The sequence below is a fragment of the Thermogemmatispora argillosa genome, from assembly GCF_059696725.1.
Window position 1 is genome coordinate 2,569,470 of sequence record NZ_AP019377.1, and the last position, 24,765, is coordinate 2,594,234.

General features: G+C 60.2%; 18 protein-coding genes. 11 read left to right on the forward strand and 7 right to left on the reverse strand.

Annotation, left to right across the window (positions count from 1 at the left end; all coding sequences use genetic code 11):
• Positions 1-281 precede the first annotated feature (281 nt).
• On the forward strand, positions 282-1,694 hold the full coding sequence (locus AC6H1L_RS10020) for a serine/threonine protein kinase (RefSeq protein ID WP_497601348.1): 1,413 nt from the start codon (positions 282-284) through the stop codon (positions 1,692-1,694).
• Here AC6H1L_RS10020 and AC6H1L_RS10025 read toward each other — a convergent pair.
• Both AC6H1L_RS10025 and AC6H1L_RS10030 read right to left on the reverse strand, forming a co-directional pair.
• The gene (locus tag AC6H1L_RS10025; protein ID WP_497601349.1) at positions 1,613-2,938 is read right to left on the reverse strand and encodes a thymidine phosphorylase; all 1,326 of its coding nucleotides are present in this window, start codon (positions 2,936-2,938) and stop codon (positions 1,613-1,615) included. The genes AC6H1L_RS10020 and AC6H1L_RS10025 overlap by 82 nt on opposite strands.
• Positions 2,939-2,982: 44 nt before the next feature.
• Positions 2,983-3,555, reverse strand: a complete 573-nt coding sequence (locus AC6H1L_RS10030; protein WP_497601350.1) for a hypothetical protein — start codon at positions 3,553-3,555, stop codon at positions 2,983-2,985.
• 445 nt (positions 3,556-4,000) lie between these two features.
• Between AC6H1L_RS10030 and AC6H1L_RS10035 the strand changes: the two genes are divergently transcribed.
• Together AC6H1L_RS10035 and AC6H1L_RS10040 are read left to right on the forward strand one after the other, a co-directional pair.
• Positions 4,001-4,840 carry an ABC transporter ATP-binding protein gene (locus AC6H1L_RS10035; RefSeq protein ID WP_497601351.1) on the forward strand — a complete coding sequence of 280 codons (840 nt, stop codon included), beginning with the start codon at positions 4,001-4,003 and terminating at the stop codon, positions 4,838-4,840.
• 94 nt (positions 4,841-4,934) lie between these two features.
• Entirely contained in the window at positions 4,935-6,209 is a 1,275-nt protein-coding gene (locus AC6H1L_RS10040) for an ABC transporter permease (RefSeq protein WP_497601352.1), read from the forward strand.
• Positions 6,210-6,407: 198 nt separating this feature from the next.
• Here the strand turns inward: AC6H1L_RS10040 and AC6H1L_RS10045 are convergent, their stop codons facing one another.
• Positions 6,408-7,058, reverse strand: coding sequence for a hypothetical protein (locus tag AC6H1L_RS10045; protein WP_497601353.1), 651 nt, complete (start codon positions 7,056-7,058; stop codon positions 6,408-6,410).
• A 416-nt stretch (positions 7,059-7,474) separates the two neighbouring features.
• Entirely contained in the window at positions 7,475-9,712 is a 2,238-nt protein-coding gene (locus AC6H1L_RS10050) for a MerR family transcriptional regulator (RefSeq protein ID WP_497601354.1), read from the reverse strand.
• A gap of 634 nt (positions 9,713-10,346) precedes the next feature.
• Between AC6H1L_RS10050 and AC6H1L_RS10055 the strand changes: the two genes are divergently transcribed.
• The 4 genes from AC6H1L_RS10055 (at position 10,347) to AC6H1L_RS10070 (ending at position 14,324) form a co-directional block, all read left to right on the forward strand.
• Positions 10,347-11,030, forward strand: coding sequence for a sigma-70 RNA polymerase sigma factor region 4 domain-containing protein (locus AC6H1L_RS10055; RefSeq protein WP_497601355.1), 684 nt, complete (start codon positions 10,347-10,349; stop codon positions 11,028-11,030).
• A 366-nt stretch (positions 11,031-11,396) separates the two neighbouring features.
• Entirely contained in the window at positions 11,397-12,623 is a 1,227-nt protein-coding gene (locus AC6H1L_RS10060; RefSeq protein ID WP_497601356.1) for a M20 family metallopeptidase, read from the forward strand.
• 123 nt (positions 12,624-12,746) lie between these two features.
• Positions 12,747-13,700 carry a pseudouridine-5'-phosphate glycosidase gene (locus AC6H1L_RS10065; RefSeq protein ID WP_497601357.1) on the forward strand — a complete coding sequence of 318 codons (954 nt, stop codon included), beginning with the start codon at positions 12,747-12,749 and terminating at the stop codon, positions 13,698-13,700.
• A 246-nt stretch (positions 13,701-13,946) separates the two neighbouring features.
• Complete coding sequence (locus AC6H1L_RS10070) at positions 13,947-14,324, forward strand: hypothetical protein (RefSeq protein WP_497601358.1); 378 nt, start codon at positions 13,947-13,949, stop codon at positions 14,322-14,324.
• 170 nt (positions 14,325-14,494) lie between these two features.
• On the opposite strand, the gene purH is transcribed toward AC6H1L_RS10070, so the two are convergent.
• Positions 14,495-16,072, reverse strand: a complete 1,578-nt coding sequence (gene purH / locus AC6H1L_RS10075) for a bifunctional phosphoribosylaminoimidazolecarboxamide formyltransferase/IMP cyclohydrolase (RefSeq protein WP_497601359.1) — start codon at positions 16,070-16,072, stop codon at positions 14,495-14,497.
• A 691-nt stretch (positions 16,073-16,763) separates the two neighbouring features.
• Here purH and AC6H1L_RS10080 point away from each other — a divergent pair.
• On the forward strand, positions 16,764-18,245 hold the full coding sequence (locus tag AC6H1L_RS10080) for a hypothetical protein (RefSeq protein ID WP_497601360.1): 1,482 nt from the start codon (positions 16,764-16,766) through the stop codon (positions 18,243-18,245).
• A gap of 256 nt (positions 18,246-18,501) precedes the next feature.
• Here AC6H1L_RS10080 and rpmA read toward each other — a convergent pair whose 3' ends face one another.
• Together rpmA and rplU are read right to left on the reverse strand one after the other, a co-directional pair.
• Entirely contained in the window at positions 18,502-18,816 is a 315-nt protein-coding gene (gene rpmA / locus AC6H1L_RS10085) for a 50S ribosomal protein L27 (protein ID WP_497601361.1), read from the reverse strand.
• 30 nt (positions 18,817-18,846) lie between these two features.
• On the reverse strand, positions 18,847-19,359 hold the full coding sequence (gene rplU, locus AC6H1L_RS10090) for a 50S ribosomal protein L21 (protein WP_497601362.1): 513 nt from the start codon (positions 19,357-19,359) through the stop codon (positions 18,847-18,849).
• A 962-nt stretch (positions 19,360-20,321) separates the two neighbouring features.
• Here rplU and AC6H1L_RS10095 point away from each other — a divergent pair.
• The 3 genes from AC6H1L_RS10095 to dnaN all read left to right on the forward strand — a co-directional run bounded on the left by AC6H1L_RS10095 (position 20,322) and on the right by dnaN (position 24,480).
• Positions 20,322-21,566 carry a MerR family transcriptional regulator gene (locus AC6H1L_RS10095; protein WP_497601363.1) on the forward strand — a complete coding sequence of 415 codons (1,245 nt, stop codon included), beginning with the start codon at positions 20,322-20,324 and terminating at the stop codon, positions 21,564-21,566.
• Between the two features lie 231 nt (positions 21,567-21,797).
• Entirely contained in the window at positions 21,798-22,949 is a 1,152-nt protein-coding gene (locus AC6H1L_RS10100) for a CaiB/BaiF CoA transferase family protein (RefSeq protein WP_497601364.1), read from the forward strand.
• 382 nt (positions 22,950-23,331) lie between these two features.
• Positions 23,332-24,480, forward strand: a complete 1,149-nt coding sequence (dnaN, locus tag AC6H1L_RS10105) for a DNA polymerase III subunit beta (protein ID WP_497601365.1) — start codon at positions 23,332-23,334, stop codon at positions 24,478-24,480.
• Positions 24,481-24,765 lie beyond the last annotated feature (285 nt).

A 24,765-nucleotide genomic window follows, 5' to 3' on the forward strand; every position in this document is an offset into this window, starting at 1 on the left:
GTGGCGGGTCTCCCAGGATAAGAACCAGGAAGACGGCTGGCCACTACGCGCAGCCACCCGCTCGCCTCTCTCATCATAGTACTCGCCAACTTTGCTCCCTGTCCAACAGCCCCCGCCTGCTCAGTCAGCGCGTTCCCCTCCATTCAATCGATATATATCACTATATTAGATGTATAAAATGTTTTTAGTTCTTGACGAGGATAGCGATCATCGTTTAGTATAGAAGCGTTACATTGACGTGCTGTCTGTCAGGCGGTAGCAGTGCAGGAAGGGTAGAAACGATGTCAGGTCCATCGACCGGTTGGAAGAGTGAGAGGCCATCGCTACACGGCCCAGGACGCACCTTACGACGCGGCGAATACCGTATTGAAGGGGCGCTCAGCTACGGAGGGGCCGGAAGGCTCTTTCTGGCCTCGCACGTGACGCTCGACACGCCGCTAGCGCTCAAGCAACTGCGGGGTGACCGGCCCTTGCCCGAGAGTGCCGCTGAAGAACTCGACCTTGCCCTGACCCATCGGCAGAGAAAGCAGGCCTCGCCCCGGCGACAGGATGACTTCCCTCTCAGTGGTGGCTCATACACCGATCGTTTTGTACGCGAAGCGCTTCTTCTGGTGCGGCTGCGTCACCCAGCCATGCCCATGCTCTATGACTATTTCTTCGAAGACGGCTACTGGTATCTTGTTCTGGAATACTGCGCGGGGCCGACGCTGGCCAGCTACCTGCGGCAGCAGGGGCCGCTGCCGCCGCTGGAGGCTCTCAGCTACGCCATGCAGATCTGCGACCTCTTCGACTATCTGCACTCGCAGACACCTCCAGTGATCTATCGTGGGCTGCGCCCCGCCAGCATGATTCTGACCTCGGGCGGGCGGCTGGTCTTCTTCGACTTCGGCTGCGCCTGCTATCTTCGCCACGGCCAGCTCTACGCCGACTTTGAGCCGGGAGTCCCGGGCTACGCTGCCCCTGAGCAGTATCAGCACGGCGGCCAGTGCGATGAGCGCTCTGATCTCTTCAGCCTTGGCGTGCTTCTCCATGAAATGGTCACCGGCCAGAACCCGCTTGGCAAAAATGGGCATCTGGAGCCGGTGGCGCGGCTCAACCCCGCGCTCTCGCCAGCGCTCAGCGCTTTGATTACCATCGCCACGCGGGCGGACCCGCTCTATCGCTTCCAGTCGGCGCGGGCCTTTTTCCACGCCCTTGAACGCATCGCCTCCCTGGAGGAGCGCCGGGCCTATCAGCGGCTCCTGCGTCTGCATCTGAGCCGCGGAGCGACTGCCGCCGCGACAGGCTCAACCTCGACCTCGGCGGGGCCCGTCGCCATTACGCTAAAAGCTCTCGCCCCAGGTGATGCCCACAGTGTTCCTCCGAGCTGCTCCCCTGAAGAGTTCGCCGCCGAGCCAACGGTAGCCATCCCCACTGATCAGATCAAAGCCGCAGCCTCTCCATCCGAGCAAACGGCCCAGATGCCGGCAGTGACCGCCCAGGCGCAGGAGCGCCCTCCACGTCCCTCGCAGCAATTCAAGCGCCGTCCCTGGCGCCTTGTTCTCTTCCTGGTGCTCCTCGCGCTCCTGCTGCTGGGGATCTTCGGCCTGAGCCTTTATCTGCTTAGCCAGCTTCAGGATGCGCCGTTCTGGCTGGGTCTAAGGATCTCGTGGATCAGGGGGCCGCTGCTGACCGGCGTTTCGCTCCAGCGATAGCAGGCAAGCAGCTCCTGCTGAATCGCGGCGCACTCCTCCTCACTGCGCGCGTGGATCTCGACCAGGGGGTCACCCGCCTGGAGATAGTCGCCGACCTTAGCTTGAAGGAGCAGCCCTGTACGGTGATCGATGGGATCGCCTTTCTTGAAGCGGCCCGCCCCCAGGCGCATAGCTGTCAGGCCAATGCGCTCGGCATGAATGGCGGCAATATAGCCGCTGCGGGGCGCCGTCAGCATACTGACCACCGGGGCCCGCGGCAGACGTGCTGGCTGCTCCACCTGCTGCGGATCTCCCCCTTGGGCCTCACAGACCTCAGCCAGCTTGGCCAGAGCGCGCCCGCTTGCGATGGCCTCTTGGACTCGCTGCTCCGCCTCGTGGTGCGTGGTTGCCACACCGGTCATAACGAGTAGCTCGGCAGCCTCGTGCCGACAGAGCAAGCTGATATCCGCTGGCCCCTCTCCTTGCAAGACCGCAATGGCCTCAGCCACCTCCAGAGCATTGCCCACGGCTCGCCCTAGCGGCTGTTCCATTGCTGTGACTGCTGCTTCGGTGTAGAGGCCAGCTCGCTGACCGATCTCGACCATAATCCGCGCCAGCTCATGGGCCTGCTCTCGCGTTTTCATGAAGGCCCCCGCTCCGACCTTGACATCCAGCAAGAGATGGGAGGCGCCAACGGCCAGTTTCTTGCTCATGATGCTGGCTGCGATCAGGGGAATGCTGTCGACCGTGGCTGTGACATCGCGCAGGGCATACATTTTGCCGTCGGCTGGCGCCAGCTCTGCCGATTGCCCCGCCAGGACGAGACCGTGCCTCTCTAAGATGCTCAGAAATTCTTCGCGTGTCAGAGCCGTGCGCAGTCCGCGTATGGACTCCAGCTTGTCGACGGTGCCTCCCGTATGGCCCAGGCCACGCCCTGTCATCTTGGCTACTGCTACACCACAGGCGGCTACAAGCGGCGCGACCGCCAGAGTGACTTTGTCACCTACGCCACCGGTGCTATGCTTGTCAACAACCGGCGTCAGGCGCTCACGCACGCGCAACTGTTCACCCGAGCGCGCCATTGCCAGCGTTAGATCGCTGGTTTCTCGGTCATCCATGCCCCGCCAGCAGACCGCCATGAGCCAGGCCGCCATTTGGTAGTCAGGGATGCGCTCATGGGTATACTGTTCTACCAGCCAGTTGATCTCTTCAGTGGTGAGTGCCTCGCCATTGCGCTTCTTTCGAATGAGTTCAACAGCCTGCATACAGCCTTGCTATCCCTTCGCCAGGTGATTGTTTTTTCGGGTTGCTAAGAGCGCAATTGCTCCGCTGGCAGTTCTTCTGTGAGCACGATGCGCACCGAGTCAACCTCAAAACCACGGTGGGTCTCGATCAGATAGCGCCTGATGAGCTGATTCCCCAGGCGCGCCCGTCGGTCAAAGGTCAGCCGTCCGTTGTTAAAGCCAAAGCGTAGATCGCTCTCTTCGTGGAAGCCACAGATGATCACTGTATCGTAGCGCTCGTCATCGTGCTCAGAGAGGGCCTTATAAAGGGTGGCAACTTGCTGCCAGGCGGGACAAGGGGGATAGATGATCTCGACGACTTTTTTGCTACCAGCCTGTACTTCGCTGCCCCCGACCTTGTAGGCCAGCGCTGTTGCCGCCAGCTCTTGCAGTTGCGCCGGCGTTTTCGGTGGAAAGCCTTCCGGTGGCCTGGGGGAGGTCTCTACTTCCTCCGGCAGTATGGCAGAGGTGACTACGGGCTGAGCCGTGGCCTCGACAATGCCCGGGCCAGGCAGGCGGGCCCGCCTTCTCTGTGCTGCCTGCCCGGGTAGTGCCGGCGACGGCCCGGTCGCTGACCCCGTCTGGGTGCGCGCTGTCATTGGCGGCTGTTGTACCGTACCGATGGCCCTCCCACAGCGCACGCAATATCTTGTGAGATCTGTGTTGACCTGACCACAATAGGGGCAACGCATGGCTCTCTCACCCTTTCTCTGCTCCTTCAGAGTGGTCGGCTTTCGATTAGCAATCAGCCAGTTCAGTATATCACGCGGGGATCACTGACCCAGCTCCCTCCTCCTCGCTTCTCCCCTACAGTGACTTTCGTCATAGGCATAAACGCATGGGCAGATGCGGCCTAAAATAGGTAGTCTGATCCTTCCTGACCGGACCCTTTGCTCTCTATACTACCTTCACAATCAGATCCACATCATCTAGATATGGCACGGATGTTCTTGAATACCAGGCCAATGCTTGATTCAAATATTCTATTCGATGTGCATTCATCAGTATAGTTCTTTCCTTAAAGAGAGGAAAGGAGGAATCAGGGTGTCTGAAGAGCAAGCACTGTCTTCTGAAGCTGTGGCCCGCTCGGGCGCGGCGACGACAGCCGGGTCGGGGACCACGGCCCGAGACCCTATTGAGGTCCATAATCTTGTCAAGCGCTTCGGTAACGTAGAGGCCGTCAAAGGCGTCTCGTTTAGCCTGAAGCAAGGAGAAATCTTTGGCCTGCTCGGGCCTAATGGGGCCGGCAAAAGCACGATTATCAATATCCTGTGCTGCTACCTGCCACCGGATGAGGGCGATGCTTTCGTTGGTGGCCACTCTGTGAGGCATGAACCCCAGGCCGTCAAACGCCTGCTGGGAGTGGTGCCCCAGGAAATCGCCCTTTACCGTGACTTGAACGCCCTGGAAAACCTTGATTTCTTCGCCTCGCTCTATGGTGTGCCAGCCCAAGAACGTCGGGCACGGGCCGAAGAAGTGCTGCACTTCGCCGGTCTCTACGAACGCCGTAAGGAGCCGCTGAAGAACTTTTCTGGCGGGATGCTACGCCGACTCAATTTTGCCGTGGCGCTGATGCACCGTCCTCGTATCCTGCTCTTGGATGAGCCAACGGTCGGCGTTGACCCCCAGTCCCGCGAGCACATCTTCGAGAATATCGAGAAGCTGGCGGCCAGCGGCACCACCGTGCTCTATACGACCCACTATATGGAAGAAGCTGAGCGGCTCTGTCAGCGCATTGCCATCATGGACGAAGGGCGCATCATCGCCCTGGGTACTCTAGAGCAACTCTTGGCTATGCGCGACCAGACGCGCGCTGTCTATCGCCCTCACGGTCTGCAGGAGCTGTTTATTCAGTTGACCGGCAAGACCCTGCGCGATCTCTAGGTCTAGCCTGTCTGGCCTACACGCGGCGGCTCTGATCAGACGGATAAGCGGTCAGACAGACAGAGAGACAGACAGGAAGGAGGAGGGAGCGGTTATGTATGCAATGTTCTCTATTATGAAAAAAGATCTCTTACAAACGATTAGGGATCGATGGTCTTTCATCTGGATGTTGCTGGTTCCCCTGGTGCTGGTGGCGATGATTGGCTTTGCCCTCAGTGGGGTCTATAGCAGCAATGGCCAGGCGACTATCACTATTCGGGTTGCAGTCAGCGATGAGGACCATGATCTTGTAGGCCAGACAGTTTTGAAGGTCCTGGACCAGCATAGCCAACAGCTCACGATCAATCTAACCCGCTATAGCGATGCCGCTGGTGTCAAAAAAGCGGTTGCCGACGGACAAGGCGCAATGACCGGTGTCGTTATCCCGGCTGGTACAACGGCCAGATTACAGCAGGCCGCCATGCGCGGGGAGCCAACGCAGAATCTGGTTCAGATCTATACTATTCCGAGTAGCAACGACCCGAGCAGCGCAATCGTGCAGAATCTCGTTACGAGCGCCGTAGGGCAGTTGGCGACCGCCACCTTTGCCGGTAGCGCCGCCGTTCAGGAGGTTGAACGCATCTGCCACCAGCCGGGCAACCACTGCGAGCCGGGCAGCGTTAACCCTGAGACCATCGCCAGCAATGTCGGGGCAGCCAGCTTTAAGGAGCTGCCCGCAGCCCAGGTGGCCAGCCTCCACGCCGGCAACGTGCCCGCCCAGGTCAACATCTTCGATGTGGCTCTGCCCGGCTACGCTATTCTCTTTGCCCTCTTCGGTCTGCAATCGATAGCGGGCAGCATCCTGGATGAACGCGAGAGCGGTACTCTGCGCCGCTTGCTGATCGCTCCCGTGCGACGCTACGCCTTGCTCGGCGGCAAGCTGCTCACGCAGTTCCTGGTGACCTTGCTGCAACTGCTGATTCTCTTCGTGGTGGGCAACTTCATCTTTAAGCTGCACGTCGGCAATTGGCTCGGTGTGATCATTCTGCTGGTGGTCTCTAGCTTTGCAACGACTGGCTTCGGCATTCTGCTGGTCTCTCTGGTTCGCACGCGCCGCCAGCTTGCCCCAGTGCTGACCATCATTACCTTGACGACATCGGCCATCGGCGGCGCCTGGTGGCCACTGTGGCTGGAACCCCAGTGGTTGCAGATAGTGGCCCACGTGGGCATCGTGGCCTGGGCAATAGAGGCCCTCAATGGCCTGATGATTAGCGGGCGCACGTTGACCGAGGTCCTGCCCAACATTATCGCCTTAATCATCTATGGCGTCCTCTGCTTTGTCATTGGCCTGGCACTTTTCCGCTTCCAGCCACGGACGGCCAGCGCCTGACCCAGGGCAGGAGCAGCCAATACACAAAAAAATTCATTCCTTCTGCCTCCCTCTCAGGCGGCGGGCGGCGCGACGATGGCCCTCCCAGTCTCATCGTCGCCGCGTCCGCCGCCCTCACCCCTTCATTCGTCAGGCTGGCGCAAACTGCCCGGCCCTACCCTCACCCGCGCCCCGAGGTTTGCTAGAGCAGCGCGGCCCTTAACAGGTTAGTCCTGCCCATGTTTCTTGCTGGAGAAACAGCTCGAAAAAGTGATCAAGGCGCTGTAAAAACAGGGGCAGCGTTTCATTGTTGTCACAAATTTCTATAGCTTGATTCAACGAGAAGTTTTTTTCAATCAGAGAGATCTGGCTCACAAAGCCATCATCGCGGTAATAGCTGCGGAGGATCTGCTCAGAAACGAGCTGGCAACCGGTCTGGCAGTAGCGTTGGTGCACCCGCTGAATGGCTGTCTCGACATCGATGCGAAAGTAGAGCAGCCGCGCATCGCGTAAGAAACTGGAGCTGAACAGATGGAGAGCACGGAAATAATCGTCTCGTGCGAATTCTAGCATTGCCAGGCCATTTTGAGGATAACGCGCAAGGTGTTGTTCTACGAGGGACTCAGCTTCGACAAGCACCTCATCCATCACGCTGAAGTCTAGCACGTCAAAGCCACAGTAATGGCCATTCACGATCAGCGGACGGAAACGACGCTGCTGCGTATCGGTCCGACACTTCTCCGCAAGCAGATCATAATCATCAACATGGGTGGCCTGCAGGCCAGCCGTCGCAGCGCGTTGGAGAAAATACTGAGCTGCCGTTGTCTTGCCACTGCCTGGTCTTCCGAGGAGCAATACTTTGAGCGCCATCTTACCAACTCCTTTCCAACCTCACGAGTTCCCGCGCCCCTTCAACTATCGTCTTGTATAACGAGGTGGAGGATCAAGCACGGGCTTCTTGTGTTACAGTCTCTGCCTTTAAATAGCATTTTCACATGAATATAACGTCCCGGGAGGACAACTTTTCACCATCATCCCTCTCAGGAAGCGATTGCGGTACCGTTGTCAGAAGAGAGGACCAAAAAATTCGTGGTGTTGGAGAGAAGCGAGGATAGCCGGCCGTCCAGGAGCCTGGACCCGGAGCAGGGAAGCAAGAGGGCGCTCCGACTTCCCCAGATCAAAGCCAGAGAGAAAGGGCGGACAGACGGGTCAGCCACCAGCCAGCCTGCCGGTCAGTCAACATAGATCACGAGGCTGGCCCGTCCGCCGCCCAGCCAAGAGGAATCTCAGCGCCGATCGGGGGCGTCGAGGCGGATAAAGCGCCGGACATGAGGACCGCGGTCCTCAGCCTGCGGGTCCCAACTAATCACGCAATCCCCACCCTCCTCCTGGCCCAGGCTGAGGGCCTGATCAAGATCGCCGACAATCAGACTGCGCACCTCAGCCAGGGTCGAGGTTGGAGCCGAAGCATACCGCTGAAGCAGCTCGACCAACTTCGCGCGGAGATAGAGCGTGACCCCGAGACGCACACTGACTTCCGACAGCTCGACGCTCGTCTCCGGTGGCTCCAACTGCCAGACCGACTGCTGCAGAAGCTCGACGCGATAAGGACGCTTCAAAGCCAGACGCAGCGTCTGCGCAATTTGACGCGCCCGTTCGAGAGAAATATTCTTCAGGAGCAGATAGAAGCGCCCTCCATAGATATGGTAGAGGCGGCAATCCACAAGCTGGCGCTGAATACGCTGGCCGATGGCCTGAGTCAGATTGCGCAGAGCCAGTTCGCCATAGCGACGAATGATCTGGCTTTGGTTATCAATATCGAGAGCAATAATCGAGAGCGTCTCCAGCTCGCCCGCCTCGCGCAGCGGGAACGGATAGAGCAGCTCTGAGGCCTCCGCCCCCACAGCGGCAGGCAAGCGATCTGCCTCCCCGCCAGCCAGGCGCTCCCCCGACTGCGCCGCTCCTTTTCCGGCATCAGACCCAGCCACCCCATCGCCAGCAAGCGCCTCCTGCTGCTGCAGGCGCGCTAGCAAACTCTCAAGGTCGCGGATAAACTCATTCTCGGAAAGAAAATTAATGAAGGAATCGTTGACAACCTCGGGGGCCCTCACCAATTGCTCCAGGCCCTGCATGGCATCGAGTCTGGCTCGATAGAGCAGGAGTAAATCCTCAACGATCAGGCTCATGAGACGCAGCAAGCGGAGATCATCCGCAGAAAACGCCTCCTGGGAAAGGGCAAAGACATAGAGGACGCCGAGAGCGGGGCCGGATTGACAGCCGATCGGAATGGCGACCGCCGAGCCACCTCGCCCAAAGTGCTCAGGCCACTGCGAGAGACCCGAACTGTCGCGGATGGCCAGACGAGGACGATAGAGGAGATAGGGACTGCGGAGCGCGCGGAAATAGAGATAGCTCTCATTGGGAAAGATGCGCGATTGTCCGGCCCGATGTGGCGAATTGCGACTACAGGCCGTCACCATCAGTACTTGCTGCCCCGGCGGAGCCGCTGGATCTTCGGGCATCAAGAGACAGCAGCAGTGCCAGCGATCGCCACCCGTCGGCGTCTGTCCCCCCAGTGTGATGATCAGATCCATCAGACCATTGAGTAGAGCATCAGAGGGATCTATGCCCCTGGGAAAGGCGCGGGCAGGATAGAGCCAGTTGCGCAGGTCAGGGGCGAAATACACCGGCCATTGCTCGGTACAGGCATAGAGAGGAGCAAGCAGGCGGCGAATAGTCTGGACGATCGAGCGCTGCAGATTTAAGGAATGCATTTGGCGCGGAACAATGAGCAAAGTAGGATCGGCGGGGCGGGCCTCTCCCTCAGCGAGGAGGGGCTGAATGCGGAAATCGCTGGGATACTCAAAGGCGGGGGAAGCTTCAAGAAAGAGGTGGAGGGTACGCCCGTGGCTGAGCCAGCCGACCAGGGCCTCGCCAACCCGCGCCAGTTCCTCGGGCGGGAGCGGCCGCCTGAGAGTATCCTCATCGGGCGCATGACGCGGCAGGAGAATTGCAGCATGGCTGCGGGAAAGATCTTCACAGAGTAACAAGAGCGCATGATGGAGAGCCTGACTGGCAAAATAGCGCCAGAGGATGGCACTATCTGTCTGGGCAATCCGCCGATCAAGCGGCAAAGGAGCGCTCGCCGGCTGAGGCGCGACCATAGTGCTTCCTTCGCCGTTGAAGCTGGCAGGCCCAAGCGAATGCCAGAGTTCCGCGATGTTGAGCGGAATCGCCCCCGGCGGGTAGCCAGCATTGATCAGGTCGCGGATAATCGCCAGCTTCTCTAGCTCAGTCGGCGGATAGCGCCGCTGGCCAGTGTTCGGACGAGAGCGTAAAGGGTGCAGGAGGCCACGCTCTTCCCAATCGCGTAGCTGGTTTTCCGTAAAATCGAAGAGCTGGGCAGCCTCCCCAATCGTCACCGTCAACTTCTCGCTGACGAGCTGGAGATACCCGCGAATCCTCCCCCAGGTCTCCGGCTGCTGCAGATGCTTGCGAATGCTCTGGAGCACACGATCATCCATCCTGTCCTCCTCTCCTGTTTCAGCAGGCGAAGCGTCGTTCTCCAATAGTGGCAAGCAAACTGGCGAGCGATCCGACGAGCGAACAAGGCCACCCGCCAGCGCTCACACTGACATCGGGATCAATGCGACGAGTCAGCGACCGCCCGGCCCCTCATCCGCTCACAATGCATGGTGTTAGTGCTGTAAACGTTGTAACAATGACAAACATTTTACCGTCCCTGCTCTCCCATGTCTCTATTATAGCGAAACCTTAGCTCCATGTCAACTTTTATGACCTTTCAGGAAGACTCCTCTTGACAGAGAGAAGTTTTCTGCTGTATACTACTGATGCATACTGAAATTATCTGGAGTCTTTCCCAGATTTCTTTATATTTAGCTCCTTCTCCTGGTTCAGGGACTGATTGCTCGCTTGTGTGGCAGGGATCAAGAGGGGAAGGCGCTGGCTGGGCACCTCCGGGTCGCTGCGGTCCGCTCGCCTGACTCTCGCTGGCGCCTTGGCTCGCCCGCCGCCCACGCTCGCGGCGTGCTCCGCCCGCCTCGACACGACGCAGGCCGCCTCGCTTCGCCTGGAGGCTCCTTTGCGATTCTCGTGCGTATACCAACCTCTGTTGGTCAGAGGCGAAAGGAAGCGCTTATGACTGTGCGTTCTGCTTTTTCCTGCCGCAGCTCTCGCGACGTCCCTGGCAGTGATCTGCCTTGGGAGCAGCTCTACTGCATCCTGCGCCCGAGAGTAGCCCACTGGGTCCACTCTTCCTCTCTCTCTTCTTGGGCAAGGCAGCGCGACGAGATCGTGACCGATATTGTCCAGGAGACGATGATACGCCTCCTTCACTACGCACGGCGTGCTGAGCGGGGAGAGGTGGCACCCATCGACTCTCTCGAGCACCTGAGCTTGATCGTGGCCTATAATTGTTTTCGCGACCTCTGGCGCCGCGATCATTGCCTCATCTATATTATACAGCAGGATTGTGCCGCTCAGCGCGCCGGTGCGCTCTGCTCCGATCTTGATCAGTTCGAGGCCGTTCTCGATCATGTCTTTGAGGAATGGCTTTTCTCTTTCCTGGCTCGTGAGATTGTCAACTTTCCTGAGAAGCAGCGCACTGCTCTGTTAATGGATCTGGCCAACCGGATGCACTTCGGTTCACAGCCGACTGCGCTTCAGCGCGCTTTTCTGGAGGTCGGTATCGATCTCCAGCAGTATCGGCGCGAGCTGCCTCCTGATCCTGTGGAGCGCGGACGCCATGCCTCGCTGCTGAGCCTGGCTTATAAGCGCCTGGCTCGCATCGTCCGGGGCCAGTTACGCGCTCAGGCCGCTTAAATCAGCGATACCTTTCTCTCTCCTGGCCGACCCGATCGGTCGCTGTCTACTGGGTATGGCCTGGCTCTTCTTGTTGGGGCCAGGATTCGCCAAGGTCTCCTTTCTCTTCTCCTTCTTCTCTTAGCCTTGCTCGCCTGGTTCCCAGACTTCTTTCTCTCTCCTCTCTCCATCCTCTCCCCTCCTTTGGCATCGCACGGTCGCACTCTCAGATCAGGATGAGAGCCGCCCTGGCTTGCAGCCGTTCACTGCCAAACGATACAATGAGAGCAACTGCTTGGCGCTTCTCGCGCTGTTGGCTCTCTCGCTGTCGCTGTCGTCAGTCCGGTCTTTGGTTCCGGCCTCGGTTCGCTTCTTGAACAGGGTGCTATGTCAGCAGCCACATTCTCGCAAGCTTATCTTTCAGCTCTGCAGCACTATGAGGAGGAGATGCTGCAGCGGCTGGCTTTGCTCGTCAATATCGATTCAGGCACCGGCCAGGCCGAGGGGATTAGACGCATCATGGATTATCTCTCTTCCTGGCTGGAGGCGCTTGGCTGTTCGGTGACTCTCCACGACGGCGGTCAATATGGGCCCCACTTGGTTGCGCACCTGCGCGGCAGCCGTCCTAACGGGGGCAAGCGCTTTTTGCTGGTCGGGCACGTCGATACGGTCTATGCCCCGGGTTCGGCGCTAGCCTGCCCTTTCCGCTGCGATGGTGAGCTGGCCTTTGGCCCCGGGGTCATTGATATGAAGTCCGGTGTAATCATGGCCCTCTACAGCCTGCGTGTGCTAGTAGAGTCCCACTTCGCGGACTTCGGCGAAATCTGCCTGGTTTTCAATGGCGATGAAGAGATGGGGTCTCCTTCAAGTGCGCCTCTTCTTTGGGAGCTAGCCCGTCAGGCCGATGTCGGGCTGGTTTTGGAGCCAACGCGCTCCCCAGAGATCATTACGGAGGCGCGCAAGGGGGCCGACCGCTATCTGCTAGAGATTAGCGGTCTGGCCGCCCATTCGGGAGCTGAGCCGCATCGGGGTCGCTCGGCGGTCATTGAGCTGGCTCATAAGATTGTGGCCATCGACCACTTGCACGCGCTTTTACCAGGTGTGACCTTTAATGTGACACGGCTTAGTAGCAGCGAGCCGCTCAATGTGGTGCCTGAGTGGGCCCGCTGCTGGATTTCTGTGCGCGCCTATACTCAAGAGGGGCTGGACGCCGCCGCCGAGGCTCTGGAGCAGATTACGGCCAGTCCGAGCGTGCCTGGCACCCGGGCCCGCTTGACGCGTACGCGGGGCCGCGTGCCTTACCAGGCAACGCCCCAGGTGCGGGCTTTGGTAGAGGTGGCACGCCTGGAGGCGCAGGCGCTTGGCCTGGAATTGGTGGCCGAGGCCAAGGGAGGTGTCTCAGATGCCAATCTCTTGATGCAGGCCGGGCTCCCAACTCTGGATAGCCTTGGACCCGTCGGGGGGAAAATGCATGTGTTGCGTGAGGAGTTTCTGCGCGTTCCCTCGCTGGCATTGCGCGGAGCCTTGTTAGCGGGCTTGATTCGTCAGCTCGCGCTTCAGGCTCCTGGCCCTGCAGGCCCGGCTGAGGGCGAGAGCAGGCCTGCAAGGCCCTAAGCAAGCGCAGATCCCGCCTTTCTCAGTCATAGGGACGGCAGAAGGGGAGGGAGCTGACTTGTTGGTTGGGGCCATGCGTGCTATATGTGATGCCAGGCTAGCTAGTTTAGGTGAGGAATGAGTATGCCATCATTCTCTACAGGAGCTGCTGCTGAGCGCTATCTGCAGCTTGCGCCCACCGTGCGCGCTGCTTTAGCTGAGGGCCATCCGCTGGTGGCTCTGGAATCGACTGTTATTGCTCATGGGTTACCCTATCCCACGAATGTGGAAACAGCGCTAGCAATGGAGGAGGCCATTCGTGAGGCAGGAGCCGTACCGGCGACGATTGCTATTCGGGCCGGGCGTATCGTGGTCGGTCTAGACAGAGCGGCTATTGAGGAGCTGGCGACGGCTCAGGATGTCTTGAAGGTGAGTCGGCGCGATCTGGCCTTTGCGCTGGCCAGCCAGCGACTGGGGGCTACAACGGTTTCTGGCACAATGCTCTGCGCCCACCTGGCCGGCCTTCGTTTTTTTGCCACTGGCGGCATCGGAGGCGTGCATCGCGGCGGTGAAAGCTCGCTGGATATTTCGGCTGACCTGATGGAGCTGAGCCGCACGCCGGTGCTGGTGGTCTGTGCGGGAGCGAAGGCGATCTTAGATTTACCTCGCACGTTGGAATATTTGGAAACGCAAGGGGTGCCGGTCCTTGGTTGGCAAACGGATGAGTTCCCGGCTTTCTATACGCCGCGCAGCGGCCTGCGCTTGCAGCAGCGCGTAGACGATGAGCGACAGGTGGCGGCCATCGCCCGTGCGCATTGGGAGTGTGGCCTGTCTGGTTTGCTTGTGTGCGCGCCGGTGCCTGCGGAGGCGGCTTTGCCGGCTGAGCAGGTGGAGGCGGCCATCGCCGAGGCGCTGGTCAAGGCCGAGGCGCAGGGAATCCACGGGGCCGCGCTCACGCCTTTCTTGCTGCGCCAGGTTGCTGAGACCACAGGTGGGGCCAGTATTGAGGCCAATCGCGCTTTGTTGGTCAACAATGCGCGTCTGGCGGCTCGCATCGCGCGCGCTTATGCCGCTGCCGCGGTCGGCGAGCCATTGTGAGTCTGTCTTGCTGCCGCCTGCAGCAGCGGCTGGTCTGCGTGACAGGCCAGGCTGTCTGCTCGGGTTAGCTCCTGTTGATTTCTTTTCGGCTAAGGACTACAATAGGATGCTGGAAAGCACGTGCCAGAAAGGAGACGTGCCTTGAGATCCCGGGCAACGATGCTGTTCGCTTGGCAGGTCGGGGCTTAGCGCTTGACTTCGCCACGGACGGACCCCCTGGGTACTCCCCGAAAGGAGTTTCGTCACGTGATTTCTGCTGCACCAAAGGGCAAAGTCTTCGGCAGCATTATTCTGACCATCCTTTGGATCTGCTGCTTTCTCTTTATAAAGCCGACGCTGGTCTTCGACTTCGGCGGCGGGGTGATGATTAACCTGCTCCTGCTGGCTGCCATCATCGGCCTGCTGGTGCTGGTGCTCTATCATATTTTCTACCCGTCCCCGCCGATTATTACGAAGCTCAGCCTGACGGTTGCTCTAACGCTGGTTTGGCTTGCCCTGATCATTTTCTATCCTTTTAAGGACCCCAACAATACGGCGGCGGGCGCCGTCGGCTTCTTTACGCTCATTGGCGGCCTCGCTGTCTCGATCCTCTGGGTCTACTTCTTCTGCGATGAGGTCATTTGAGGACCTCGCTTTGGCCGAGGTCGCGACTCAGGCTGCAGATGGAGAGCAGCCGCCCCGATCTTTGTGGGGCGGCTGCTCTTATTTGCTTGTATGTGTGGCTGGTTGGGTGGTTGGTTTTGGGGCAAGGCGCCAGGCGCTGCTGTTGGGGTGGCGCCGCAGCTCGCTTTCGCTCAGTGCCGGAAATGCCGTCTGCCGGTGAAGATCATGGCGATGGCATGCTGGTTGGCGACACGAATGGAGTCTTCGTCGCGAATGGAGCCGCCAGGCTGGATGATGGCCGTCACGCCGGCTTTGGCGGCGGCCTCGACGCCGTCAGCGAAGGGGAAGAAGGCATCCGAGGCTAGCACAGCGCCCCGAGCACGCTCGCCGGCTTTCTCAACGGCCAATTGTACGCTGGTGACGCGATTCATCTGGCCCGCTCCAACCCCTACTACTGCCAGCTTATGGGCCAGGACAATGGCATTCGATTTGACGTGGCGCACTACCTTCCAGGCGAACATGAGATCGGTCATCTCTTCGAGCGTCGGTTTGCGCTCGGTGACAACCCGATATTCTAGCTCGTGCTCGCCGATGAAGTCGGCGGTTTGGAGCAGGACCCCCCCGCTGACGCTACGGATGTCAAAGCGCCCTGATTTGAAGATCTGGGCGTTGAGCGTCGAGGGATCAATAGGGGCATGGGTCGCCAGCAGACGAATGTTTTTTTTCTGACGCAGGATCGCCAGGGCCTCGGGCGTGAATTCGGGCGCGATGACGGCTTCGTAAAAGAGCTGGCGGATTTCCTGGGCCACGTCAGCGTCAACAGGCCGGTTGCAGCCGATGATCCCTCCATAGGCTGAGACCGGATCGCCAGCGTGGGCTTTGCGATAGGCCTCGAGCAGCGTATCGCCACAGGCTAAGCCACAGGGGTTGGTGTGCTTGATGATGGCGACCGTGGGGGCCGCAAAGCTGCCGCAGGCAGCAAGGGCCGCGTCAAGGTCAAGCAAGTTGTTGAAAGACAGCTCCTTGCCGTGCAAGACCTCCGCGCTGGCAACCGCCGGGCGGCAGTCCTTGACAGCTGAGAGACCGCCCCAGCGATAGAAGGCGGCCCGCTGATGAGGGTTCTCGCCGTAGCGCAGGGTCTGAATGCGCTGTAGCGGCAAGGTCAGCTCTTCGGGGAAGTAGTCGGGGTCGGGGTCCTGGCTGCGTAAATATTCGGCGATGGCAGTATCGTAGCTGGCCGTGTACTGGAAGGCGATAGCGGCCAGCCGGCGCCGGGTCTCAAGGCTGACCTCACCCTGCTCTTGCCACTCTTGCAGCACCGGTGCGTAGTCCTGGGGACGTACCAGAACGATGACGTCCTGGAAGTTTTTGGCGGCGGCGCGAATGAGGGCGACGCCTCCGATGTCGATCTGTTCTTGCGCTTCTTCCAGGCTTACGCCCTCACGAGCGGCGGTTTCGACGAAGGGATAGAGGTTGACGGCCACAAGGTCAATGGGAGCAATGCCATGCGCTTCTAGCTCACGCATATGAGCTGGATCAGAGCGCCGCGCCAGGATGCCTCCATAAATGTGGGGGTGGAGGGTCTTGACACGCCCTCCCAGAATCTCGGGAAACTGGATGAGGTCGCTGACTGGTTGAACCGCTACGCCAGCAGCTTGTAGGGCCGCTGCAGTTCCCCCAGTGGCAAAGATGGTCACCTGGCGCTCGGCCAGGGCACGCCCTAGCTCTTCCAGGTGCTCGCGATTGGCTATGCTGATGATTGCTCGCATGCTGGTCTGTTCCTTTCGCTTCGCTGGGCTGCCAGTAGAGCCACTTTCCACGTCGGTTGCTGAGCGTACGCGTTCGTTGGTTTGTGCGCTCGCTCGTTCTCGGACCTGCCCCGCCCGCGCTCACATGGCCTTACGAGCCGAGTGGCCGCCATGACACCCGCTCCCTCGGCGGGGCCAGCGCTCCGACCTCACACCCGACGCCGGGCGCAAGACGATCCTTTGCTCTGCCTGTCCGCTTGGATGCGCGCGAGATGAGGGCGTCGCGACTATCACGCTTCGGCCCACGGTCTCCTCACCACTTCCCTGGATGGGACTCTCTGCCGCTGACGCAGGTGAGGGATAAGACAGAGTAGGCCCGCTTGCTGCCTGGCCGGTTTGCTGGCCGGATGAGAAGAAATTTCAATGCATAGTATAGCAGAAAGGGGAGGCTATTCGGCTAGCGCCTTGTTTCTTTGGCGCCCCTGCGCCCTTCGACTCACCGCTCTCTCTTAACCGCATCATGGTACTTTCCAGCCAGTTGCCGGCGCAAACCCCAGCAGCAGCAATAGTCTGGGGTATTATCTCATCCAGACCAGATTGATCAGCATGCATTATTCGATGCGAGGATCTTTCATTCCATTTCAGCAGGATACGCGGGGGTGCCGGTTCGCCTGCTCGCTGGGCCGGCGCTCTCAAGGGGGTCTAAAGCTCTATGAAGTTATGGCACGAGGAGGCTACCAGGCTGACTAAAGGCGGCCTGGGGTCCGAACGTCGACGCCGGCGTCGACGTTGCTCTCCGCTGATGCTGGCGGGGGTGCTGGTGCCGCTGGTCCTGGCCTTGGCTGGCGGTGCGCTCTATTTGATCCCACGGCTCACCGCCTCGCAGGCCGCTGCGCCCGCCAACACCGATTGTACGCTGATCGTACCGCCTCATCCCCTCACAGCACGCGGGCTGGCCACACCCTATCAGCTTGTGGCGACCGATCCGGCCCGCGGCCCCTGTCACGAGGCCAATCCCGATCAGGCGGCCTTTGTCCAGGCCGCGGTGATTGATCCCTCGACAGGACGCATCTTTATTTACAATCCGCTGGTAGTCGATCAGGGTCAGAGACCAGCCCTTGCCCCTGTGGTGCCGCGACTGCCTGCGGGGAGCATCGTAGGGATCTGGTTCGGCTTCAATGGTGAGAATTTGACGCTCCGCGGCACGGATCACAGCCTGACCGAGGGGCACTGCGTGAACGGCATTCGGGGCTCGCTCTTCGGGCAGTTCGCCTACTGCAACGCGCCCGCCTTTTTCGCCGCCGCCAATCAGGCCATCCGTGCCGGCAAATTAAAGCCGCCGCCGCTGGGACAGGCCCGCGATGGCCTCCCTTGCCCTAGCGTGCGCGATTTCTCGCTGGTGGACCAGGATCAGAGCGACAACGTGACGACAGCTTATCTGGTGACCAGAGATGGGCGCATTGCTCAGATGACCCGTCACGCGATTGCTACGTTACAGCACGCTCAGCCCCAGGTGAATGGCAGCGACAACCGCTTGCTCGCCATTGGTTTGGATGGCGCCTTGGGCTGCAAGCCCTGGATGGCCCCAGATCTGGCCGACCCGGGTCAGATGACGACCGCCCTGCCGCTCAATGAGCTACAGGCCGCCGTCTGGCAGCGCGCCCCGGTAGCGCTGGTTCCGAATGGCGATCCGATGGTCACCGTCGCTGGCCGCCCCAATCTTGCTAAGCTCAACGCTTACCGTGCCGGCGTCGATCAGCCACAGGTGCGTGATCAGGTTTTTGCCAGTACGACTCTGTACTGCGCCAATTTGCTGGCTATCGCTCCTCTACGTCTGCTGGTCGACGCACCGCTGACGAAAATACGTCCCTCGCCCGATCCCGCTGTGGCCAACTCACTCTTTACCTTCCTGGCTCAGCGCTTTATCACAACCTTTGAAGCCGATGGCCTCAATTGTACTCGGCTACTGCATGTCCCCGATCCGGTGCAGGTTCAGCGTACGCCGCAGGGCGTGGCCGTTGCCGCTACCATTAACGGCGAGGTGGTTAAGACACCCCTCGATTGCAACGTTAACGGGACGCTGATCGTGGGTTGTAACGGGACGGCTACCCTCAACGGCCAAACCTGTAGTTTGATGACCGATCGGCGGACCCATCAGATCACGGTGACCTGCCCGGCCAATAATCGCCAGTGAGCAGCGGAGAGCGGGTCATGACCCGTTCTCCCGGTCGGAAGCAGGCACCAGGATGAGAAAAAAAGGCGCCCGGCCGCCGCTCTGGCTCGCTGACTGGCCGGACGCTGCTCCGCTAGACCAAAAAAGAGAGAGCAGGCATGCTATTGCTTGCTTGCTCTCTCCGCTTGTCTTGCCAACCAGGAACAGCCCGGCCACAGGCTGGCGGGATCACAAGTGCTCTTCTCCCCGCCGGGCCGGAGCCCGACAATCAGAGCGGTCAGCTTCCAACTTCAGCCTGAGCCTGGGCTACCAGCTCCTCGACAGAGGGCCGTCCGGGGAAGGTTGGATAGACGCTAACCTTGTGCTGGGTACGCGAGACATGACCAAACTTCACATACCCATCGATGAGCGCAAACAGCGTGTAATCGCGTCCGACGCCCACATTATCGCCGGGCTTGATCTTCGTACCGCGCTGGCGTACGAGAATGGTCCCGGCGGAGACGAGCTGGCCATCGTAGCGCTTCACACCCAGGCGCTTCGCCTTACTATCGCGACCGTTGCGCGAGCTACCAACACCTTTTTTATGCGCCATAGCAGGTAAACCTCACGATCTCTAGACTACTCACTCTTCGCTTGGAGTTTGAGAAGCCTCTCCCTCCTGGGACCGTACGCGGCGACGGCGGCGAGCCTTGGCCTGCCCATCTTCCTCGGAGCGGTCAGCAGTAGCCTCCAGCTCCTTAGCCGCAGGCTGAGAAGCCGCCTCTTCCGCTGGTGTGCCCTGCTCAGCGGCAGCCGGGGCCTGGCCGGTCACAAGGCTCACCCCATCCAGCAGAATATCATCGATGGTCAGGATGCTAATCTCCTGGCGATGGCCTCGGCGCCGGCGATAGCGCTTCTTGGGCTTATACTTGAAAACGACGATTTTATCGCCCCGTGCATGCTGCTTGACCGTGGCCAACACGGCGGCGTTCTCCACCAGAGGGCGCCCGATCAAGGTGCGATCGGCGTCCGAGAGCAGCAGGACATCGCTAATGCGAATCTGGGTGCCCTCCTGCACGGGGAGGCGATTGACCTCCAGGGTCTCGCCTACCTCGACTTTGAATTGTCTTCCACCACTTTTAATGACGGCAAACATCGCTTTTATTCGGCTCCTTTACCTCTACCTCCGCTCGCCAACATGCTGCGGTGACCGCCTTTCCCAGGTAAACGCACCCTCCCGGCTCTGCCTTACCTCTTACCTGCAGTGCAGGCGCGCGGGATACGTCGAAGGCGTGGGTGGGAGGCCTTCAGCACAGTTCCCGGGCCGTGCATCGCCATGCTCAGTGACTATATTGAGATGGAGAGAGCGCTGCCAGCGGGCGGATCAGCTACGCGCCGCCTGTTTTGGCAAGACGGGCGAAACGCTACGCCCTTGAGCAGGGCAAGGCAGTCTATCTGCTACCTTGAGCAAGCAGTCTCGCAGCGAGCAATCTTCTCACCAGACGCAGCCACGCACGGCCAACCACAATCTGATCGCCTCTGTTCATCGAGCCAGGAGAGGGGCGCGTCTGTCTCTTTCTCTTAAACAGCCTGCCGAGGTACTCAACAACCCCGGATTGGCCTGCCTTACACGGGCCAGATCAGTCAAGATTCAGTCAGCCCAATGCGTTCTGACTGACCTGATAGACCCGACTGACTTGACACGCCCTGCCATCACGGGCGGTGTGACCGCCCACGCCTGGGCGGGAGCGGATGCTTATCGGGAGTGCATAGCCTGCGCTGTACCTGCAGCGCAGGGCCGCTACACCTGAGAGCGATACCTTAGATGCTTTGTCATGATAGCAAGCCCACAAGCGCTTTGTCAAGCACGGCGCCTCTCGGTTCCTCTCCTTTTACGAGAGAGAGTCAGACAGGCAAGCAGGCGGAGGCGAAGTTGGTGGCAGGCTGGAGAGAGACCCCGAACTATCGCCATCCATTCCATAGGCAATATGGTAGTCAGCGCCATTCTAGCCAAACATGTGGTCGGCCCATGCTATGATATGCTATAGTTGTGATAGCCGGCGGTACCGACCGTCAGGCCAAGCCGCTCGCCAGGCCAGATCGGAGCGCGTTGCAGTGATGGACAGAAAAAGCGGGCATATCGAACGGCCCGAGCTGGAGCGCTACTCAGACAGCCCCCTCTTTAACACGAAAGCCGTTGTTCAACAGACCGGAGTACCGGCGCCCACGCTGCGGGCCTGGGAGAGTCGCTACGCCATTCTCTCGCCGGAGCGAGCCACCAATGCCTATCGTCTCTATTCCGAGCGCGATATTGCCCTGATCCGTTGGCTGAAAGAGCGTGTTGACAGCGGCATGGCCATCAGCCAGGCCGTAGCCCTCTGGCGGCACCTGGAGGAGGAATATCAGAAGGCGCTCCAGCTCCAGCAGATGGCGACCGAACTACCAGCCGAGCGGCGCCCGGCCTTCCATGTCGCGCTCCCCCTCACAGCTCAGACGCGCCCCGAGGAGAGCAGCGCCGTCCAGACGACGGCAGCGCCAGGCCCTCCCAGCACCGTCAGCCCGGCTGCTCCCAGCGGTGTCCCGCCGGCGAGCAGTCCCCCAGCCTTGTACAATATCCGCAGGGTACAGGAAGAGCTAATCGATGCCTTTAAGTGTCTGGATGATCTGCGCGCTCAGCGTCTGTTGGCCTCGCTGCTGGCGCTCTACCCGGTCGAGCAGGTCTGCGCTGAGGTAGTGACGCCGGTTCTCTGGCAGGTTGGTCACCTTTGGGAGACGGGGCGGCTCAGTGTGGCTATCGAACACTTTGCCAGCAATTTCTTTCGTGGCTTCCTTACGAACCTGCTCTACATCTCGGTTAACGAGAATCACGGGCCGCTGGTCATCTGTGGCTGCGCGCCGGGCGAGCCTCATGAGCTGGCGCCGCTGATGCTGGCGCTCCTGCTGCGCCGTGCTGGCATGCGCACCATTTATCTGGGCCAGAGCATCGAGACCACCAGTCTGCTAGAGGTGGTGCGCGAGCTGCAGCCAGTCATGCTCTGCATCTCGGTGACCATGCCGGCCTACGTCGCCACGCTGATCGACCTGGCCCGGCGCCTGCAGGAGCTGCCTGAGCCACGTCCACTGCTGGTGTTTGGTGGTCAGGCCTTCCTCTATCATGGTGAGCTAGCCCATCACGTCCCTGGTGGCCTCTACCTGAGTGGCCCTATACAGCAGATCGTCCAGGAGCTGCGCCAGGTGTTGCAGGACTACCTGGCCGGGGGCGCAGAGCGCTCACACAGTGCGCAAAGAGAGACGGATTCCAATGCTCATGGCTCCTCGGGCGGTGGGGCCTTGCCCTCTGCTTCGCCGACCCGTCCCTCTTAGAGAGGGCTATCTTGACAGGCTCCCCCAGCTTCGCTTAACGTCTCTATGGCGGCGGCGCGGGCTGGCGCTGGCCCTTGCCCTGATGCTTAATGCGCCCTCGTTTGCCTTCGATCTAGCTGAGCGGCTGCCACCGAGGTCGGGCCGGGCAGGAGTCCATCTCTAGTTTGCTGGCGTCTTCCCACCCTGCCGCAGGCCGCACAGGCAACAGGCAATAGGATAGATCTGACAGGCTTGAAGCGAAAGGGTATTACGATTATGGAAGCGGCTCTCTCGGATGTCCTCGTCATCGACCTCTCGCGCGTTTTGGCCGGCCCTTATTGCACAATGATCCTTGGCGATCTCGGGGCCACGGTCATCAAGGTTGAGCAGCCAGGCAAAGGCGACGATACGCGCCAGTTCGGCCCTCCTTACGTCGCCGGTGAGAGCGCCTATTATCTGGGACTCAACCGCAACAAGCTGAGCATCACGCTGGATTTCACACGCGAAGATGACCGCCAGCGCCTCCTAGACTTGATCAAGAAGGCGACCGTTTTGGTGGAGAACTTCCGTCCTGGGACGCTGGCCCGCTACGGGCTGGGGTACGAGGATCTGCGTACCATTAATCCCGGCCTGATCTATTGTTCGATCAGTGGCTATGGCCAGACTGGCCCTTATGCTCAGCGCGCCGGCTACGACTTTGTGGCCCAGGCAGAATCGGGAATTATGGCTGTCACCGGCGAAGTCGATGGGGAGCCGATGCGCGTGGGCACGCCTGTCGGTGATCTGACCGCCGGAACCTTCGCCTGCATCGCTATTCTGACTGCCTTGCGCGTGCGCGACCGCACGGGCCGCGGACAGTATATTGATATCTCACTGCTGGAGGCGACGATTACGCTGCTGGGGAACGTGGCATCGAATCATCTGATCTCGGGTGAAGAGGCCCAGCGTTACGGCAATGGCCACCCCAATATTGTGCCCTACCAGGCCTTCCGCACGCGCGATGGCTACATCGTGATTACCTGCGGCAACGATCGCCTCTTCCGAGCACTTTGCCGCTTGCTCGGTCGCGAGGAGCTGGCCGATGATCCGCGCTTCGCGACGAACCCTCAGCGCGTGCGCCATCGCGAGGAGCTGATTCCGATCTTGCAGGAGCTGCTGCTCACCAAAGATAGCGAGAGCTGGCTGCAGGAGCTGCGCGAGGCCGGTATTCCCTGCGGCGCAATTAATAAGGTGAGCGAGGTTTTTCGCGACCCCCATATCCAGGCCCGCGGCTTCGTCTGGGAGTGCGAGCATCCAACGGCGGGGACGATTAAACTGGTTGGCTCCCCGCTGCGCTTATCTGAGACACCGGCCCGCCTCTACAAGGCTCCTCCCCTGCTGGGCGAGGATAACGATAAGGTCTGATCCTCCCAGCCCGACGCTACGCGGCCCTCTTGCAACGGGATCAATCGCTGGCTTTATGGCAGGGAAAAGCAAGCAGGCAATAATGGAGGGGAGCGCGCCAGAGAGCTACCTATCCGTTCCGGTGATGACCCCATAGAATGACAGAGTAGATCTCTGCAGACCGGTGCGGACAGGGGCGAAGACCCCGAAGGCAGGCGTCTGCAGTGCAAGGCAAGAGGGGCGGGGCGCCCTCCTCCTCGCTCGCCTTCGCTCTGCACCGGACGCGAGCGTCGTACAGCCAGTACAGCAGGTCAGCCCGGCGCCAAATGGGCTTGAGAGTTGTACCCCTGGACTCTATAGGATATACTAATCGGGAACATAATGGTGTATCTGGAGGAAGAACGTGAAATTCACTTGTAAGCAGCAAGATTTGAGTCGTGGCCTCTCTGTCGTAAGCCACGCCGTCTCAAGTCGCAGCACGCTGCCGATTCTGGCCAATGTGCTGCTGAGCGCGGAGCAGGGGCGGCTGAAGCTGGCGGCCACTAATCTGGAGATCGGCATCAATTGCTGGGTTGAGGCGCAGATCGAGGAAGAAGGCACGACGACAGTGCCGGCCCGTCTCTTCACGGAGCTGGTCAATAGTCTGCCGCAGGGATCGGTCCAGGTGACGGCCCAGGCAGATACGCATGTGGTCAATCTGCAGTGCCTGGGCCTGGGCATCAATACCAATGTGAAGGGAATGGACCCCTCTGAGTTTCCGCTGATTCCGACTGCGGAAGGAGGCGAACCTCCGATTTTGTTGGAGGCGCCCTTGCTCAAGGAAATGATCAGCCAGGTGGCTTTCGCCGCCGCCAAGGATGAGTCGCGCCCGGTCTTCACAGGCGTACTGGTGCAGGTGCGTAACGAGCAGGTGACCTTTGTGGCCGCCGATGCCTTCCGTCTGGCAACGCGGACGGCTCCGCTGCCAGGGGCTACTGAGCCTCGCGAGGATATCCTGATCCCTGCACGCACACTGACGGAGCTGGCCCGCATCTTGCCCAACGAAGGCCCTGTCGAGATGATCGTTACCCCAAATCACCGTCAGGTGCTCTTCCATACAGAGCAAATCGACCTAGTCTCTCGCTTGCTCGATGGCACTTTCCCGAACTATCGCGCCATTATTCCGGTGGAGTATAAGACGCGCGCCGTCCTGGAGACCAAGGCGCTGACTGAGCGTGTGAAGGCCGCTGCCCTCTTCGCCCGCAACAGCTCCAATATTACACGCCTGAAGATTTCGCCACGCGGTTCCGATGGCTCGACGACCGGTACGCTGACGATTGAGGCCACCGCTGAGGATCTGGGCGATACGACCAGCACGCTGAACGCCGCCGTTGATGGCGAGGAGATTCAGATTATTTTCAACGTAGACTACCTGGTCGATGTGCTGAACGTGCTGGATGCACCAGAGGTGGCGCTGGAGGTGACTTCGCCAATGCGCCCCGGGGTGCTGCGCCCGGTCGATGGAACCGACTATACGTATGTCATTATGCCCATGCATACGAATCGGAGCTGATCGGAGGGCCTGCTTGCCTCGCTCCGCCGTCCTGCGACGGGCGGGCGACCGGCATAGCGTCTACGCTACGGGCCTCACCTGTTCGCTGGCCGCCTGGCTGTCGCTCTGCGGGCTGCTCCTGGCGGCTGCAGCGCCGATTTCTTCGGGATCAACGAGAGCGAGGCAGGCAGGTGAGGGCTTCCTCATCGCGGTCTTCTGCTTCTCGGCGGCACCGACTAGCCAGCTAGCTAGCCAGCCAGCCAGTCAGCTCCTGCCTCCCTGTTCGCCACACGGCGAGGCAGCGGC